The organism is Nocardia sp. CA-128927 (genome assembly GCF_050955855.1).
Lineage (GTDB): Bacteria > Actinomycetota > Actinomycetes > Mycobacteriales > Mycobacteriaceae > Nocardia.
This window is the reverse complement of the sequence record NZ_CP192087.1, coordinates 9,528,315-9,545,457: the sequence shown is the minus strand read 5'-3', so window position 1 is coordinate 9,545,457 and position 17,143 is coordinate 9,528,315. Positions and strand designations below refer to the sequence as shown.

Genomic DNA, 17,143 nt, shown 5'->3' with positions numbered 1-17,143 from the left:
CCCGCCCGGCTCAGGAAGTGGCGGGGCGGACGGCGGCGTACCAGTCCAGCAGGTCCGGGTTGTCGACGGCGCTGCGTTCGACGACCCGGTCCGCCTCGGCGCCCTGGAACAGCTTCTTGATCGGGACCTCGAGCTTCTTACCCGTCCTGGTGTGCGGAATACCGGGGGCGACCAGGATCTCGTCGGGTACGTGGCGCGGGGAGACCTCGGTGCGGATGAGGGTGCTGATGCGGGTCTTGAGCTCCTCGGTGAGTTCGGCGCCCGGCGCGAGCACGACGAACAGCGGCATCCAGTAGCCGCCGTCCGGTTGTTCGGCACCGATGACCAGGGCCTCGGCGATCTCGGGGAGGCCTTCGACGGACTGGTAGATGTCGGCGCTGCCCATCCGGATGCCGTGCCGGTTGAGGGTGGAGTCGGAGCGGCCGTGCACGAGGACGGTGTTGCGGTCGGTGATGGTGATCCAGTCGCCGTGCCGCCACACGCCGGGATACATGTCGAAATAGGCGTCGTGATAACGCTTTCCGTCCGGGTCGTTCCAGAAGCTGACCGGCATGGACGGCATCGGCTTGGTGATCACCAGCTCGCCGACCTCGTCCCGGACCGGCTGCCCGGTGCCGTCGAAGGCGTCGAGCGCCGTGCCGAGGAAGCGGGTCGACAGCTCGCCCGGCCAGGCGGGCACCATGCGGGAGCCGCCGACGAAGGCGGACACCACGTCGGTGCCGCCGCTGATCGAGTTGATCTGGGCGCCGTCACCGGCGTTCTCGGTCAACCAGAGGGCCGACGAGGTCGGCAGCGCCGAACCGGAGATGCCGACCGAGCGCAGCGCGGACAGGTCGTGCTCGCTGCGCGGCACGACGCCCGCTTTGATGCAGGCCAGCACGTAGCCGGGACTGGTGCCGAGCACCGTTGTCCGGGTCTCGGCGGCGATGCGCCACAACCCATCCGTCGCCGGATGGGTGGGGCTGCCGTCGTAACAGACGATGGTCGCGCCGACCAGCAGACCGGAGACCTGGAAGTTCCACATCATCCAGCTCGGGCTGGTGTACCAGAAGAAGGTGTCGTCGACGCCGATATCGGATTGCAGGGCAATGGCTTTGAGGTGTTCCAGCAGCACCCCGCCGTGCCCGTGCACGATGCCCTTCGGCAGGCCGGTGGTGCCGGAGGAGAACACGATCCACAGCGGATGATCGAAATCGACTGCCGCCGTGGTGATCACGGCGGGCGCGGCCTCGTCGTAGCTGATCGCGTCGCGCCATGGCGTCGCGTCCGGAACGTCGAGGCCGAGTTGGGAAACGGCGATGGTGGCGCGCAGCGTGCCGAGACCCGCTTGCAGCGTGGCGATGTCGTCGCGCTTGTCATGGGCCTTGCCGCCGAACCGGTAGCCGTCCGCGGTGATCAGCACGGTGGGTTCGAGTTGGCCGAGCCGATCCAGCGCGGCCTTGGCCGAGTAGTCCTGGCCGCAGGCGCTCCAGATCGCGCCGATGCTCGCGGTCGCCAGGAACGCGACGACCGCCTCCGGGATGTTGGGCAGGTAGCCCGCGACCCGATCGCCTGCCTGCACACCCAAGGAACGCAGCGTCTGCGTGAATGCCGCTGTGTTGTCGATCAATTCGGCCCAGGACACCTCGCGCAGCGGTGTGTCCTCGGAAGCCGCGATGATCGCCGGGCGGTCGGAGCGGAACTGGCGGACGATCTGATCGACGTAGTTCAGCCGGGTGCCGGGAAACCACTGTGCGCCCGGCATTTCCGCGCTGGCCAGTACGTCGCCCGCGACGTTTCCGAGCTCGAAGTAGTCCCAGACCGCGTGCCAGAAGTCGGCGAGTTCATCGACGGACCACTGCCACAGTTCGTGGTAGTCGGATGTCGCTACGCCGGTGCGCGCTTCGACGAACTTCGCGAAGTCGGTGATCCTGGCGTCGGCGATATCCTGCTCGGTCGGCACCCACTGTGGTTGCACCGCGTTCCTCCTGGCTGTTCGAACTGGTGGTCAGGCGCGCTCGGCGCGCCGCACGATCTGCTCGGCATGCCGCAAGACGGGGGCGTCGACCATGCGGCCCTCGAAGGCGAACACGCCACGATGCTTAGGTACCTCTTCGAGTACCCTGCTGGCCCAGTCGATCTCCGCCGCCGACGGCGCGTACGCCGCGCGAATGACCGCGACCTGACTGGGATGGATGGCGACCTTGGCGTCGAATCCGACGGCGACCGCGTCCAGCGACTCGGCGCGCAGACCGTCGAGATCACGGATGTCGAGATACACCGAGTCGAGCGCGAACTTCCCGTACGCCTTGGCCGCGAGCAGCGAGGTGGACCGAACATGGCGCGCCACATCGCGATAGCTGCCGTCGGCGTGCCTGCTCGACTTGCCGCCGAGCCCGGCGACGAGGTCCTCGGCGCCCCACATCACGCCGATCGCATTGCTCGCCGTCAGCGCGGTGCCGACCGTGAGTGCGCCGAGCGGCGATTCGATCAGCGCGATCACCTCGTACTCGGCCAGTGCCGTGATCTGTTCGGCCGATTCGCATTTCGGCAGCATGATGCGCCGGTACCGGGTGTCGGTCAGCGTGGCGAGATCGAGGGCGTGCTCGTCGGTGCCGACGGCGTTGACCCGGACCACCGTGGTCTCGGGATCCAGCGGTGTCTCGACCAGCGCCTTACGCGCCGCCGCCTTGTCCCCGGCGGCGACGCCGTCCTCGAGGTCGAGGATCACCACATCGGCTGCCGCGGCGGCCTTTTCATAGCGTTCCGGCCGGTCCGCCGGGCAGAACAACCACGCCGGTCCCGGCATCGCCCACGTCATGGCTGTCCGGACTCGGGTCGTAGGCGGATCATCGCGTTGCGTACCGCGACCGCCACGACGGTGCCGTGCTGGTTGCGCGCGGTGTGGCGGAAGGTGACGATGCCCTCGCCGGGCCTGCTCTTCGACACCCGCTTGTCCAGCACGACGGTTTCGGCGTAGACGGTGTCGCCGTGGAACAGCGGCGCCGGGAACTTCACCTCGGTGAAGCCCAGGTTGGCGACGGTGGTGCCCTGGGTCAGGTGCGCCACCGCGAGGCCGACCATGGTGCCGAGGGTGAACAGCGAGTTGACCAGGCGCTGATGGAACGGCTCCTGGGCCTCGCTGTAGGCCGCATCGATGTGCAGCCCTTGTGGATTCATGGTCAGCGTGCTGAACAGCACGTTGTCGGTCTCGGTCATGGTGCGGCCCGGCCGGTGCTCGTACCGCACATCGGTCTCGAGCTCCTCGAACCACATGCCGGTCTGCACGACCCTGCGCAAGTTGTCGGTTTCGGTCACAGTCCGAGCTCCCGTCCGATCAGCATCAACTGCACCTCCGTTGTGCCCTCACCGATTTCGAGGATCTTGCTGTCCCGGTAGTGCCGGGCTACCGGGTATTCGTTCATGAAGCCGTAGCCGCCGAAGATCTGGGTGGCGTCGCGAGAATTGTCCATGGCCGCCTCGCTGGCCACCAGTTTGGCGATGGACGCCTGCTTCTTGAACGGCTTGCCCGCCAGCATCAGTGCTGCGGCGTCATAGTAGGCGGTGCGGGCCGTGTGAGCACGCGCTTCCATCCGGCCGATCTTGAAGGCGATGGCCTGATTGCGGCCGATGACCTGGCCGAACGCCTCGCGTTCCTTGGCGTAGCGCACGCTCTCGTCGACGCAGCCCTGGGCGGCGCCGACCGCGAGCGCGGCGATGGCGATGCGGCCCTCGTCCAGGATGCGCAGGAAGTTCGCGTAGCCGCGGCCGCGCTCGCCGAGCAGGTTCTCCTCGGGCACGCGGACGTCGGTGAAGCTGAGCGGGTGGGTGTCCGAGGCGTTCCAGCCGACCTTGTTGTAGGCGGGTTCGGCGACGAAGCCGGGTGTGTCGGTGGGCACCAGGATGGTGGAGATCTCCTTCTTGCCGCCCTGCTGGCCGGTCACCGCCGTCACCGTGACCAGCGTGGTGATGTCGGTGCCGGAGTTGGTGATGAACTGCTTGCTGCCGTTGATCACCCAGTCACCGCTGTCGACGATCGCGGTGGTCTTGGTCCCGCCCGCGTCGCTGCCCGCACCCGGTTCGGTGAGCCCGAACGCGGCGAGCGAGCGCCCACTCGTCAACTGCGGCAACCATTCCTGCTTCTGCTTGTCGTTGCCGTAGCGGAAGATGGGCATCGCGCCCAGGGAGACACCGGCTTCCAGGGTGATGGCCACGCTCTGGTCGATCTTGCCGAGTTCCTCCAGCGCCAGGCACAGCGCGAAGTAGTCGCCGCCCATGCCGCCGTACTCCTCGGGGAACGGCAGGCCGAACAGGCCCATCTCGGCCATGCCCGCGACCACCTCGTACGGGAAGGTGTGCTTCGCGTCGTGCTCGGCGGCCACCGGGGCGACCACCGTCCGCGCGAAATCGCGCACGGTCATGGCGAGGTCGCGGTACTCCTGCGGCAGCGCGCCGGTGGACAGGAAGTCGGTCATACTGGGTTTCCTTCTCGCTCGGCGGTATTCGAGTTTTCCTCGGCGTTGCGGTGCACGCCAGAATCCGGTTGCGACGGCGGCGTTTCGGCGGCAGGCGCCGCGATAATGCGGGCAAGTACTTGATCGAGGCGGACCTGGGTGCCGGGTGTCACCAGGATTTCGACGGTGCCGGCGATCGGTGCGGTGAGCGAGTGCTCCATCTTCATCGCCTCCACGATGACGACGGGGGCGCCCGCGGTGACGGTGGTGCCGGTGTCGGCCTGCACCGCGATGACCGAACCCGGCATGGGGCTCTTGATTTCGGCGTCACCGACGTGTTCGGTCGTGCCACGCACGCCGGCCTCTGGGACCTCGCGCAGCATGGCGATGCCGGTGGGGCCGGCCAGCCACAGTTGCCCGTCGTATTCGGCGACCCGGTATTCGCGGCGGATGCCGTCGAGTGTCAGCGTCAGCACGTGGTCGTCGAAATCGGCTGTGATCGAAGTGGATTCGCCCTCGTCGATGCGGGCCGTCGCGTCTGTAGGTGTGCCGGTGAGGTAGACGTGCTCGATCCGATCACCCCCGGCCAGTCGGATCGAGGTCGGCGCGGCATTGCCGATGCGCCAGCCGGAGGGGACGTGCCAGGGATCGCTCTGTGTGGTCGGCCAGCGCCGCAGCCAGCGGTAGGTGGCGGCGGCCAGGAACATCTCGTCGTCGACCGGGGCGGGGTGGAAGTCGGCGACCCGGCGATCCAGCAGTCCGGTATCCAGGTGTCCCGCCGCGACATTCGGGTCGGCGAGCAGGAAGCGCAGGAACTCGATATTGCTGGTGACTCCGAGCAGCACCGTATCGCCCAGTGCCCGATCGAGTTTCGCGATCGCGGCGGTCCGGTCGGCGCCGTGCGCGATGACCTTCGACAGCATCGGGTCGTAGTCGCTGCCGACCACGGTCCCGACGCGCAGGCCCGAATCCACCCGGACCCCACTGCCTTCGGGCTCGGACAGGTCGAGCACCGTGCCGCCGGTGGGCAGGAAGCCGCGACCGGGATCCTCGGCGTACACCCTGGCCTCGATGGCGTGCCCGATCATCCGGATCTCGTGCTGCTCCACCGCGAGCTTCTGCCCGGCCGCGACCCGGACCTGGCACTCCACCAGATCGACGCCGGTGACCAGCTCGGTGACCGGATGTTCCACCTGCAGGCGGGTATTCATCTCCATGAAGAAGAACTCGTCCGGCCGGTCGGCGGAGACGATGAACTCGACGGTGCCCGCGCCGACGTAGTCGACGCTGCGCGCGGTGTTGCAGGCGGCCGCGCCGATCCTGGCCCGGGTCGCCGCATCGAGCAGCGGCGACGGCGCCTCCTCGATCACCTTCTGGTGCCTGCGCTGCAGGCTGCATTCGCGTTCGCCGAGGTGCAGCACGTTGCCGAACTGGTCGGCGAGGACCTGTACCTCGATGTGCCGCGGGCGGGTGACGAAGCGTTCCAGGAACAGGGTGTCGTCACCGAACGCGGAGGCGGCCTCGCGGCGCGCGCTGAGCAGCGCTTCCGGCAGCTGCGCGGGGTCCTCGACGAACCGCATGCCCTTGCCGCCACCACCGGCCGAGGGCTTGACCAGCACCGGGTAGCCGACCTCGCGCGCCGCGTCGATCAGGTCGGCGTCGGTCAGGCCAGGCCTGGCGATGCCGGGCACGACCGGGACGTTGAAGGCGGAGACGGTGTTCTTCGCCGCGATCTTGTCGCCCATCACCTCGATGGCGCGGGCAGGCGGTCCGAGGAAGACGACGCCCGCGTCCGCGAGCGCCGCAGCGAAAGCGGCGTTCTCGGAAAGGAATCCGTATCCAGGATGCACGGCTTGCGCGCCGGTGCGCACGGCAGCGGCCACCACTTTGTCTATCGCGAGGTAACTTTCGCGCGCGAGGGCCGGGCCCAGCCGCACCGCGGTGTCGGCCTCGTGCACATGCCTGGCGTCGGCGTCGGCATCGCTATAGACCGCCACCGAGCGAATTCCCATGGCGCGCAAGGTGCGGATGACCCGCACCGCGATCTCGCCACGGTTGGCTACCAGAACGGTGTCGAACCCGACGGGATGGGACTTGTTCAGCATCACACTCACATCCGGAAGACGCCGTAGGAAACGGGTTCGAGCGGCGCCTGCGCGCACACCGAAAGGGCAAGTCCGAGGACGGTTCTCGTGTCCGCGGGATCGATCACGCCGTCATCCCACAGGCGAGCCGTCGAGTAGTAGGGATTGCCCTGGCTCTCGTACTGGTCGCGGATCGGCGCCTTGAACGTTTCTTCGTCCTCGGCCGACCACGGCTGCCCCGAGCTGTCGAGCTGATCGCCGCGCACCGTCGACAAGACGGAGGCCGCCTGCTCGCCGCCCATCACCGAGATTCGGGCATTGGGCCACATCCACAGGAAACGTGGCGAATACGCGCGCCCGCACATCGAGTAGTTGCCCGCGCCATACGATCCGCCGATCACCACGGTCAGCTTCGGCACCCGCGCGCAGGCCACCGCGGTGACCATCTTGGCGCCGTGCTTGGCGATGCCGCCCGCCTCGTAGTCGCGGCCGACCATGAAGCCGGTGATGTTCTGCAGGAACAGCAGCGGGATCTTGCGCTTGTCGCACAGCTCGATGAAATGCGCGCCCTTCATGGCGGATTCGCTGAACAGCACGCCATTGTTGGCGACGATGCCGACCGGGTGGCCGTGGATATACGCGAAACCGGTGACCAGGGTCTTGCCGTACTCGGCCTTGAACTCGTGGAAGGCGCTGTCCCCGTGCGGGTCACCGTCGACCAGGCGATGAATCACCTCGCGGACGTCGTACGGGGTGCGCAGGTCGACCGGCACCACGTCGTACAACTCGGATTCGGGTGCGGCGGGCGCCACCGGCGGAAGGATCGCCCACGGACTCGCCGGACGCGGGCCGAGGGTCGCGACGATGCGGCGCACGATGCGCAGCGCGTCCTGATCGTCCTCGGCCAGATGATCCGTGACACCCGAAGTGCGCGAATGCAGTTCGCCACCGCCGAGCTCCTCCGCGGTAACCACCTCGCCGGTCGCGGCCTTCACCAGCGGCGGTCCGCCGAGGAAGATGGTGCCCTGATTGCGCACGATCACCGCCTCGTCGCTCATCGCCGGCACGTACGCGCCGCCCGCTGTGCAGGAGCCGAGCACCGCGGCGATCTGCGGAATTCCCTTGGCGCTCATGGTCGCCTGGTTGTAGAAGATGCGTCCGAAGTGCTCCCGGTCGGGGAACACCTCGTCCTGCTCGGGCAGGTAGGCGCCGCCGGAATCGACGAGATACAGACACGGCAGCTGATTCTGCAGCGCGATCTCCTGGGCGCGCAGATGCTTCTTCACCGTCATCGGGTAGTAGGTGCCGCCCTTGACGGTGGCGTCGTTGGCCACGATCACGCACTCGCGGCCGGACACCCGCCCGATGCCGGTGATGATCCCGGCGCCGGGGGATTCGTCGCCGTACATCCCGGTCGCGGCGAGTGGGGAGAGTTCGAGGAATGGGCTGCCCGGGTCGAGCAGTTGGTCCACCCGCTGGCGCGGCAGCAGCTTGCCGCGCGCCACGTGACGGTCCCGTGCTTTCACGGGGCCGCCGAGCGCTGCGGCGGAGAGCCGGGCGCTCAGGTCGTCCACCAGCGCCTTGTGGGCGACTCGGTTGTCGACGGCCTCTTCGGTAACTGTCATCACGTGATCCTCGGGGTCAGCGTCGCGGAGCGACTCGATGAGGGGTGGTGGTCGGGCGACGGGCGGGCCAGTTAGTCGCCGATAACTGGAATCCAGGTTAATCTTGGTTAACCGAGATGTCCAGATAGGGCGAAAGGAGCGCGTGTGACCAGCACTGACCCTGTCACGCTCACCCGCCGTGAACAGCTGAAGGCGCAGCGGCGGGAACAACTCCTCGATGCCGGTGCCCGGCTCATCGCCGACCGGGGGTTCCTCGGCATGCGGCTGGACGACCTCGGCGCGGCCGTCGGTATCAGCGGGCCCGCGGTGTATCGCCATTTCCCGAACAAGGAAGCGTTGCTGGTGGAGCTCCTCGTCGGCGTCAGCCAGCGGCTGCTCGACGGCGGTAAGGCGGTAGTCGCGCGCACCGCGGACGCGGCCGAGGCGCTGGACGGGCTCGTCGACTTCCACCTGGACTTCGCGCTCGGCGATCCGGACCTGATCCGGATCCAGGACCGCGATCTCGAGAACGTGCCCACCACCGCCCGGCGGGAGCTGCGCCGCACCCAGCGTCAGTACGTGGAAATCTGGGTCACGGTGCTGCGCGAGCTGCATCCCGGGCTACCCGAGGAGACGGCGCGGGTGCAGGCCCACGCCGCCTTCGGACTGATCAACTCCACCCCGCACAGCGCGACCACGGCGACCGCGGTGCGCGCCAGGCCGATCCTGCGCCGAATGGCGCTGTCCGCCTTGGGGTGAGGGCTCGATCATCGAGCGCTCCACCCGCCGTCCATGGTGTAGGAGGCGCCGGTCACCATGCCCGCGTCGGCCGAGACGAGCCAACTAACCAGTGACGCAACCTCTTCCGGCTCGACCAGGCGTTTGATCGCGCTCTCGGTGAGCAGGATCTTCTCCAGCACCTCTTGCTCGGGGATGTTGTGCGCCTTGGCCTGATCGGCGATCTGCTTGTCCACCAACGGGGTTCGGACATAGCCCGGGCTGACGCAGTTACTGGTGACGCCGTGCCTGCCACCCTCCAGCGCGGTGACCTTGGACAGGCCTTCCAGGCCGTGCTTGGCCGTCACATAGGCGGACTTGTATTCCGACGCCCGAATCCCGTGCACCGACGAGACATTGATGATCCGGCCGAAGCCTTGCCGGTACATGTGGGGCAGGGCGGCGCGGATGAGCAGGAACGGCGCCTCGACCATCAGCGTGAGCAAGGTCCGGAACTGCTGCGGGGCGAAGTCCTCGATCGGGTTGATGCTCTGCACCCCGGCGTTGTTCACCAGGATGTCCGTCTCGAGGTCGAGCGTTTCCAGCGCCTCGACGTCGAGAAGATCCACCGCCCAGGACTTTCCGTCGAGTTCGCGGGCCAGCGCCTTGGCGCCGACATCGTCGACGTCGGCGATGGTGACCAGCGCACCCCGCGCGGCGAGTTCCCGCGCGCAGGCCGCACCGATTCCACTCGCGCCGCCGGTGATCAGGGCGGAACGTCCGGCTAAGTCACTCATTTGGCGGCCACCGGGGTGGCGGGCCTGCCTGCCAGGTATTCGGCATCGGCGAGATCGATAGTTGCCAAGTCCAGACCTTTCGTTTCGCGGGCGAAGAAGACGGCGACCACGGTGACCGCCGCGGCGATGGCCAGATAGATCGCGATGGGCACCGCGGACTTGTAGGTGTTGAGCAGGCGGACGGCGATGATTGGCGCGAGCGAACCGGCCACGATCGAGGTGACCTGATAACCAAGGGACACACCGGAATACCGCATGCGGGTCGGGAACATCTCGGCCATGATCGCGGGCTGGCCCGCGTACATGAACGCGTGGAATACCAGGCCGATGATGATGGCGAACAGGATGACCGCGTTGTGCCCGCTGTCCATCATCGGGAAGGCGAAGAAGCCCCAGGTGCCCGCGGTGAGCGCACCGATCAGGTAGATCGGTCGCCTGCCGAAGCGGTCGGACAGCCGCCCGACCAGCGGGACCGTCACGAAATGCACGGCGTGTGCGGCGAGCAGCCACCAGAGAATCACCTTGGTGTCGACGTGCACCTGCACCTTGAGATAGGTGATGGTGAAGGTGACCACCAGGTAGTACAGGATGTTCTCGCCGAAACGCAGACCCATGGCGGTGATGACGCCGCGCGGGTAGCGCTTGAGGACCTCGACGACGCTCAGCGAGGTCGCCTTGATCTGTTCCAATTCCTGTTGCGTGGCAACGAAAATGGGGGCGTCGGTGACCTTCGTGCGGATGTAGTAGCCGACGAGCACGACCACCGCGGACAGCCAGAAGGCCACGCGCCAACCCCAACTGAGGAAGGCCGCGTCCGACAACCATGTGGTCAGCACCAGCAGCACTACTGTCGCGAGCAGGTTTCCCATCGGTACTCCGGCTTGCGGCCAGCTCGCCCAGAAGCCGCGACTACGGCTCGGACTGTGTTCGGCCACAAGGAGAACCGCGCCACCCCATTCACCGCCGACGGCGAAGCCCTGGATGAAGCGCAGCACGACCAGTAGCGCGGGCGCCCAGTAGCCGATCTGACCGAACGTCGGCAGACAGCCCATCAGGAACGTCGAGGCGCCGACCAGGATCAGGCTGAATTGCAGCAGCTTCTTGCGCCCGTACTTGTCGCCGAAATGCCCGAAGACGATGCCGCCCAAGGGGCGTGCGGCGAAGCCGACCGCGTAGGTGATGAAGGCGGCCAGGATCGCGTCCAGATCGCTGGTGCCCTTGGCGAAGAACACCTTGCTGAACACCAGCGTCGCGGCGGTGCCGTACAGGAAGAACTCGTACCATTCGACGACCGTGCCTGCCATCGACGCGGCGACCACCCGTCTCAAGCCGGTCGGCACCCCACCTGGGTCGCTTGGCCACAAAGCACTGCGCACGCTCATCGAACTCTCCTTCGTGCCAGGGGTCACATCGGGGTGTAGATGTGATGGCCCCCACAAATCTTGGCTGCAACGAAGTATTAGTGCAGATGGGTTTGTCCGCAATGACTAGATGTGCAGTACGTATCTGCGAGGATGCAGATATGAACGTCGGTTCCGCGGGGTCCGCCCGTCGACCGAGCGCGGATGACCTGCTGGTTCTGCTGGCAGTCGGCCGATCGGGGCGCTTCGTGTCGGCCGCCGAGGAACTCGGCATCAACCACACCACCATCTCCCGGCGCATCGCCGCCCTGGAACACACCCTCGGCGGTCGAGTTCTCACCCGCGCCGCGGGCGGCTGGGAACTCACCGAACTAGGCAAGGAAGCACTGGCCGCCGCCGAGGTGGTCGAGTCGGCCGTCAAGTCCCTCGCCGCCGACGCCGACGGCAGCAGAGTTCTAGAAGGCGTAGTACGGATCTCGGCAACCGACGGCTTCAGCGCCTACCTAGCCGCCCCCGCCGCCGCCGAAGTCCAACGCCAACACCCCAAGATCACCGTAGAAATCGTCGCCACCACAAGACGAGCCTCCACCCAACGCTCCGGCCTCGACCTAGAAGTAGTCGTCGGCGAACCACAAGTCCACCGCGCCACCGCAATCCGCCTCTCCGACTACTGCCTCGGCCTCTACGGCAGCCGCGACTATCTAGCCGAACACGGAACCCCGACAACCATCAACGACCTAGCCGCGCACCCGCTCGTCTACTTCATCGACTCCATGCTCCAGGTAGACGACCTCGACCTGGCCTCCAGCTTCGCCCCCGCCATGCGCGAATCCGTAACCTCCACCAACGTTTTCGTCCACGTCGAAGCAACCCGAGCCGCCGCAGGCATAGGCCTGCTCCCCTGTTTCATGGCCGACCGCCACGCAGACCTGGTCCGGGTCCTGGTCGACGAGGTCTCGGTCAAACTGGCGTATTGGCTGGTGGCTCGCGCGGAAACCCTCCGACGACCAGAAGTCGCCGCCTTCATCGACGCCCTACGCGCAAAGGTCCATCAGCAACATGACGCGCTCCTCGGCCTACCTGGCTGACGGCCTCAAGCCCCGATGACGCGGGCCGGGGTGTGGGCGGTCGTGTCATCGGTGAGGTGGCCGTCGGTCATGTTGTAGACGGCGGTCATGCGGTGGAGGTGGGTTCGGTCGTGGGTTACCAGGAGGGTGGCGGCGCCGTGGTTGTGGACGATGGTGAGGATCAGGTCGATTATGGCGGCGCCGCGTTCGGTGTCGAGGGCGCTCGTTGGTTCGTCGATGACCAGTAGGGCGGGGTTGTTCATTAGGGCACGGGCGATGTTGATGCGTTGGCGTTGGCCGCCGGAGAGTTGGGCGGGGCGTTTGGACTGTTGGTCGGCTAGGCCGACTGCGTCGAGTAGTTCTAGTGCCCGGGTGCGGGTTTCGTGGCGTTGGTGGGCTGAGGTGTGTAGGTGTTGACCTAGGTGGGTCATCACCTCGAGCTGTTCGAGGGCGGTGAGGGCGGGGATCAGGTTCGGTTGTTGGAAGACGATGCCGATGGATGAGCGGCGTAGTTCGGCGGCTTCGCGGCGGCCTACGGTGGCGAGATCGACACTGCCGCTGGGGGTTCGGAGATCGATTCGGCCTGAGTCCGGGTGGATAAGGGTGGCGGCGACGGCGAGGAGGCTGGATTTGCCGGAGCCGGATGGGCCGGTGATGGCGGCGATCTCGCCGCCTGCGACGCGGAGGTCTACGCGGTCGAGGGCGGTTAGTCTGCCCGATCCGTCGGGGTAGGTGAGGGTGACGTCGTCGAGGGTGAGGGTGGTGGTCATCGGTCGGAAACTCCAGTGGCTCAATGCTTATGGGTCAGCGGCCCGCGCCGAGGGCGGTCAGGGGGTCGGTGGTGAAGAGGAAGCGGAGGGCGAAGGCGGCGCCTAGTAGACCGAGGACTATCAGCGCTACGGCGGGCAGCAGTGTGGTTGCAGGGCTCAGGACGAAGGGGAGTGCGTCGCCCATGAAAGCGGCTGCGGCGACTGTTATTCCGAGGCCGACTGCGACACCGGCGGTCAAAACGATGGCGGCTTGGGCGAGGGCGTCGCGGACCAGGGAGCCGGAGGTGGCGCCTAGTGCTTTGAGAGTGGCGATGTCGGGCATGCGTTGGACGGTCCAGACGGTGAAGAAGGCACCGATTACCAGGGCCGAGATGGCGAAGAGGAGCACTGTCATCAGGGTTAGGGAGCCGTTTTCGGCCTTATATGCGCTGAGCGCGGAGAGTGCGCCGGACGAATCGGTTGTCTGCGTGTGTGCGGTGGCGTTCACCGCGGCCTGGTCTGGCACACCGGATACCGCGAGCACAGTGGCAGCGCCGGAGCGGGGGCTCATCGCCTGCCAGTCGGCCAGGGGTGTCCAGACGACGGGAGTGTGGCTGTACCAGTCGTCTCCGCGCACTGCGGCGACGGTGAAGGGGCGGCCGCTGATGGTGACGGAGTCGCCCGCGGCGGCGCCGAGATCCTTGGCCGCGCCGGTGCTGAGGACGACGCTGCCGTTCTCGGTTGCGGAGCGGTTGCCGAAAGCTGTTCCGGTGGTACCGAAGAAGGCGACCTGCACCGAGGCGCGGCCGCCGGGGTCGACCTTGCCGTGGCTGATACCGATCGGGTCGACGGTGCCGTTCGGGCCCGCCGCGGCCTGCCATGCCGCGATCTGTTCCGCGGTGAGGGTCGAGGCGTCGAACGACGGGGCGGCGCCGGTGTCGGCGAAGACGACGGTGTCGCCGGGGAACGATTCGACGGCCGAGATGTTCTGGTGCGCGAGCCCGGCCGTGAGCCCGCTCAGGAAACTCACCAGCAGCGCCACCAGGGTGACGACCAGGGTGATGAGCAGGAAGCGGCCGCGGGCGGCGCGCAGGTCTCGGAGTGCGACGAACATGCCTTCACTGTTCCGCGCGGCGCGGCATCCGCCATCGCGCGCGGGAAGGAAAGGCGCACCATCGAAGGGTGGGTGGCGGTTTACACCTTTCGATGGATGCCGCCCGGGTAGCCGCACATAAGCTGGCAAGGTGCACTCGTCACCGCTCACCCCCGTCTTCACCGCGCTGCGGCTCGGGCTGCATGTGCTGGTGACGGCGTTGGCGGTGGTGATCGCCGTGCGTGCGCTGCTGCCCGGCGCGCCGCATCCGATCCCGGTCGTGGCGTTGACAGTGGGCTTCCTGGCGACGTACTTCGCAGGTCACGTACTGAGCGGACGCCGCGGCGGGATCGCGATCTGGCTGACCGCCCTGACGGTGTGGTGGCTCGGCTTGGTCCTGCTCGCCCCCGACGCCGGTTACCTGGCCTTCGGACTGTTCTTCCTCTACCTGCATCTACTCCCGCGCCCGTGGAACATGGTCGCGGTAGCGGCGGCAACGGCCATCGCGGTGGTGGGTTTCGGTGCACATCGAGGTTGGTCGGTGGCAGGTGCGATCGGCCCGATCTTCGGCGCGGCGGTCGCGGTCGGCATCGGCCTCGGTTATCAGGCGCTGTTCCGTGAGTCCGCCGAACGACAGCGGCTGATCGACGAATTGATCAGTACCCGAGCGATACTCGCGGATCAGGAACGCACGGCGGGCAAGCTGTCCGAGCGCGAGCGACTGGCCCAGGAGATCCACGACACCGTCGCCCAGGGCTTGAGCAGTATCCAACTGCTACTGCACGCCGCCGAACAGTCAGCGCCGGATCATCCAGCGTTGCAACGGATTCAGCTGGCCAGAGAGACCGCGGCCGAGAACCTGGCCGAAACCCGAAGGCTCATCGCCGAATTGGCCCCGGCAGCACTCGACGGTCAGTCACTGGCCCAGGCATTGGAGCGAATCTGCCTGCGCGCCAATGCCCCCGGACTCGCCACCCAACTGGTGGTGGAAGGCACCCCTGAGCGCCTGCCGATGCCGGTGGAGGCGGCGCTGGTGCGCATCGCGCAGGGCGCGGTCTCGAATGTCGTGCAGCACGCGAAGGCCGACCGAATGCGCCTGACTCTGACCTACGCCGACGCCGACGTCCTGCTCGACGTGGTGGACGACGGGATCGGCATCGAACCCGACGTCCTCGATCACTCTCCCTCCGGCTCGTTCGGCCTCGCCGCAATGCGGTCGCGGGTGGAGCAGCAGGGCGGCACCATGGCGGTGGAATCGGAGCCGGGACACACCGCGGTCACCGTCTCCTTCCCGCTCGAACCCGCCGCACCCGAACCGGATTCGGGAGAACACGCATGATCCGCCTCCTGCTGGCCGACGACCACGCCATCGTCCGCGCCGGCCTGCGCGCGCTGCTCGACGGCGGCGACGACATCACCGTCGTCGGCGACGTACCGGCCGGTGAGGCGGCCGTCGCGTTCTGCGCGACCACCCCGGTGGACCTGGTGCTGATGGACCTGAGCTTCGGCCCGGGCCGCTCCGGCGCGGACGCCACCGCCGAGCTGCGCGCCCTCCCGCAACCGCCGAATGTCTTGGTGGTCACCAACTACGACACCGACGCCGACATCCTCGGCGCCATCGAAGCGGGCGCCTGCGGCTACATCCTGAAGGACACCCCGCCCGCCGAACTGCTCGCCGCCGTCCGCTCGGCCGCCGCGGGGGAGAGCGTGCTGTCGCCCGCGGTGGCCTCCAAGCTGATGACCCGCGTGCGCCGCGCCGACACCACCTTGAGCGCACGGGAAATCGAGGTGCTGCGGCTGGTCGCCGACGGCCGCTCCAACCGTGAGATCGCCAAGGAGCTGTTCCTCAGCGAAACCACCGTCAAGTCCCACCTGGTGCACATCTACGCGAAACTCGGTGTCCGATCCCGTACCTCGGCCGTCGCCCGGGCACGTGAGCAAGGCGCGATCTGAGATACGAGCGTCGCAGAACCTCGCGACATGCCCCCGCAGGTACCCCGTCCGGCCACCTGCGTGGCTCTAGGGTGAGCCAATGGCTTCTCTGTCGGATCCTCAGGTGCGCGAGTTCCTCTCCGAAGGCACGCGGACGGGCAAGGTCGCGTTCGTCGCCGCCGACGGCCGACCGGTGGTGACCCCGGTCTGGTTCGTGCTCGAGGGTGACGAACTGGTCTTCAACACCGGCAAGAGCACCGCCAAGGGCAAGGCGTTCGCCCGCGACGGCCGCATCGCGGTGATCGTCGACGTCGAGGCGGCGCCGTACCCGTCGGTGCAGTTGCAGGGCACCGTCACCCTGTCCGAGGATCCGGAAGAACTGGTCCGCACCGCCACCGAGATCGGCGGCCGCTACATGGGCGCCGACCGCGCCGAGGAATTCGGCAAGCGCAACGGTGTGCCCGGCGAACTCGTCGTCCGCCTGCGCCCGACCAAGGTGCTCGCCCATTTCGACGCGACGGCCTGACCCGACCGGCGTTTTACACTCACCCGCATGACCGTGCACTTCATCGGGGCCGGACCGGGCGCGGCCGACCTGCTCACCGTCCGCGCGGTCACCCTGCTCGGCACGTCGCCGGTATGCCTGTACGCGGGCACCTACCTGGATCCCGAGGTCCTCGGCCACTGCGCACCCGACGCCGAACTGATCGACACCCAGCACCTCGACCTCGACCAGATCACCGAACACCTGGTGCGCGCCGATGAATCCGGCAAGGACGTAGCCCGCCTCTGCTCGGGCGACCCGTCGCTGTACTCGGCCCTCACCGAACAGACCCGCAGGCTCGACGCACACGGCATTCCGTGGGACGTCACCCCCGGCGTTCCCGCCTACGCCGCCGCGGCCGCGCTACTCGGCACCGAACTCACCGTCCCCGAAGTGGTGCAGTCGGTCGTGTTGACCCGCACCCGAGCCCGCTCGACCGCGATGCCCGGCTCCGAGGCCTTGGCCAACTTCGCCGCCACCGGCGCCACCCTCGTGCTGCACCTCGCGATCACCCGCATCCGCACGCTGGCCGCCGAGCTCGTTAGCGACTACGGCCGGGACTGTCCGGTCGCCGTCGTGTACCGCGCCAGCCAGCCTGACCAGCTGATCCTGCGCGGCACCCTCACCGATATCGCCGATCAGGTCGAGGCCGCCGAACTGCGGCAGGCCGCGATCATCCTGGTCGGCAAGGCCCTCGCGAGCACGGTGTCGTGTGCCGAATCCCACCTCTACGATCCGGCCCGCACCCGCCATCGGTGACCC

The 17,143-nt window shown here is 67.6% G+C and carries 16 protein-coding genes; 6 read left to right on the top strand and 10 right to left on the bottom strand.

The genetic code is table 11. The features are described 5' to 3' along the window. Positions 1-10: 10 nt before the first annotated feature. From ACQPW1_RS44275 to ACQPW1_RS44250, 6 genes are read right to left on the bottom strand one after another with little or no spacing between them, the layout of a single operon-like run. Complete coding sequence (locus tag ACQPW1_RS44275; protein ID WP_433659542.1) at positions 11-1,957, bottom strand: acetoacetate--CoA ligase; 1,947 nt, start codon at positions 1,955-1,957, stop codon at positions 11-13. Between the two features lie 30 nt (positions 1,958-1,987). Next, positions 1,988-2,800, bottom strand: coding sequence for an HpcH/HpaI aldolase/citrate lyase family protein (locus ACQPW1_RS44270; protein ID WP_433659540.1), 813 nt, complete (start codon positions 2,798-2,800; stop codon positions 1,988-1,990). Next, positions 2,797-3,297: a MaoC family dehydratase gene (locus tag ACQPW1_RS44265; protein WP_433659538.1), complete on the bottom strand. Its 501-nt coding sequence runs from the start codon at positions 3,295-3,297 to the stop codon at positions 2,797-2,799. Before ACQPW1_RS44265 ends, ACQPW1_RS44270 begins: the two co-directional genes overlap by 4 nt. Next, on the bottom strand, positions 3,294-4,454 hold the full coding sequence (locus ACQPW1_RS44260; protein ID WP_433659536.1) for an acyl-CoA dehydrogenase family protein: 1,161 nt from the start codon (positions 4,452-4,454) through the stop codon (positions 3,294-3,296). Before ACQPW1_RS44260 ends, ACQPW1_RS44265 begins: the two co-directional genes overlap by 4 nt. Further along, the gene (locus ACQPW1_RS44255; RefSeq protein ID WP_433659534.1) at positions 4,451-6,538 is read right to left on the bottom strand and encodes an acetyl/propionyl/methylcrotonyl-CoA carboxylase subunit alpha; all 2,088 of its coding nucleotides are present in this window, start codon (positions 6,536-6,538) and stop codon (positions 4,451-4,453) included. The genes ACQPW1_RS44260 and ACQPW1_RS44255 overlap by 4 nt, the downstream gene beginning before the upstream one ends. A gap of 5 nt (positions 6,539-6,543) precedes the next feature. Beyond that, the gene (locus tag ACQPW1_RS44250) at positions 6,544-8,142 is read right to left on the bottom strand and encodes a carboxyl transferase domain-containing protein (protein ID WP_433659532.1); all 1,599 of its coding nucleotides are present in this window, start codon (positions 8,140-8,142) and stop codon (positions 6,544-6,546) included. 144 nt (positions 8,143-8,286) lie between these two features. Here ACQPW1_RS44250 and ACQPW1_RS44245 point away from each other — a divergent pair, with 144 nt between their 5' ends. Next, positions 8,287-8,880, top strand: coding sequence for an SACE_7040 family transcriptional regulator (locus tag ACQPW1_RS44245; RefSeq protein WP_433659530.1), 594 nt, complete (start codon positions 8,287-8,289; stop codon positions 8,878-8,880). 8 nt (positions 8,881-8,888) lie between these two features. On the opposite strand, the gene ACQPW1_RS44240 is transcribed toward ACQPW1_RS44245, so the two are convergent. Both ACQPW1_RS44240 and ACQPW1_RS44235 read right to left on the bottom strand, forming a co-directional pair. Beyond that, on the bottom strand, positions 8,889-9,635 hold the full coding sequence (locus tag ACQPW1_RS44240) for a 3-hydroxybutyrate dehydrogenase (RefSeq protein ID WP_433659529.1): 747 nt from the start codon (positions 9,633-9,635) through the stop codon (positions 8,889-8,891). Beyond that, positions 9,632-11,017: an MFS transporter gene (locus ACQPW1_RS44235; protein WP_433659527.1), complete on the bottom strand. Its 1,386-nt coding sequence runs from the start codon at positions 11,015-11,017 to the stop codon at positions 9,632-9,634. Before ACQPW1_RS44235 ends, ACQPW1_RS44240 begins: the two co-directional genes overlap by 4 nt. Before the next feature lie 140 nt (positions 11,018-11,157). Here ACQPW1_RS44235 and ACQPW1_RS44230 point away from each other — a divergent pair, with 140 nt between their 5' ends. Beyond that, a complete protein-coding gene (locus ACQPW1_RS44230) occupies positions 11,158-12,084 on the top strand; it encodes a LysR family transcriptional regulator (protein ID WP_433659524.1) in 927 nt (308 codons plus the stop codon). Between the two features lie 5 nt (positions 12,085-12,089). Here ACQPW1_RS44230 and ACQPW1_RS44225 read toward each other — a convergent pair whose 3' ends face one another. Continuing rightward, positions 12,090-12,833, bottom strand: coding sequence for an ABC transporter ATP-binding protein (locus ACQPW1_RS44225; protein WP_433659522.1), 744 nt, complete (start codon positions 12,831-12,833; stop codon positions 12,090-12,092). 34 nt (positions 12,834-12,867) lie between these two features. Beyond that, entirely contained in the window at positions 12,868-13,926 is a 1,059-nt protein-coding gene (locus ACQPW1_RS44220) for an ABC transporter permease (RefSeq protein ID WP_433659521.1), read from the bottom strand. A gap of 130 nt (positions 13,927-14,056) precedes the next feature. Between ACQPW1_RS44220 and ACQPW1_RS44215 the strand changes: the two genes are divergently transcribed. The 4 genes from ACQPW1_RS44215 (at position 14,057) to cobM (ending at position 17,140) form a co-directional block, all read left to right on the top strand. Next, positions 14,057-15,244, top strand: coding sequence for a sensor histidine kinase (locus tag ACQPW1_RS44215; protein ID WP_433659519.1), 1,188 nt, complete (start codon positions 14,057-14,059; stop codon positions 15,242-15,244). Continuing rightward, on the top strand, positions 15,241-15,858 hold the full coding sequence (locus ACQPW1_RS44210; RefSeq protein WP_433659517.1) for a LuxR C-terminal-related transcriptional regulator: 618 nt from the start codon (positions 15,241-15,243) through the stop codon (positions 15,856-15,858). Before ACQPW1_RS44215 ends, ACQPW1_RS44210 begins: the two co-directional genes overlap by 4 nt. 79 nt (positions 15,859-15,937) lie before the next feature. Further along, positions 15,938-16,363 (top strand): PPOX class F420-dependent oxidoreductase, encoded by a 426-nt coding sequence (locus ACQPW1_RS44205; RefSeq protein WP_433659516.1) that lies wholly within the window; start codon positions 15,938-15,940, stop codon positions 16,361-16,363. A 27-nt stretch (positions 16,364-16,390) separates the two neighbouring features. Further along, complete coding sequence (gene cobM / locus ACQPW1_RS44200) at positions 16,391-17,140, top strand: precorrin-4 C(11)-methyltransferase (protein WP_433659514.1); 750 nt, start codon at positions 16,391-16,393, stop codon at positions 17,138-17,140. Positions 17,141-17,143 lie beyond the last annotated feature (3 nt).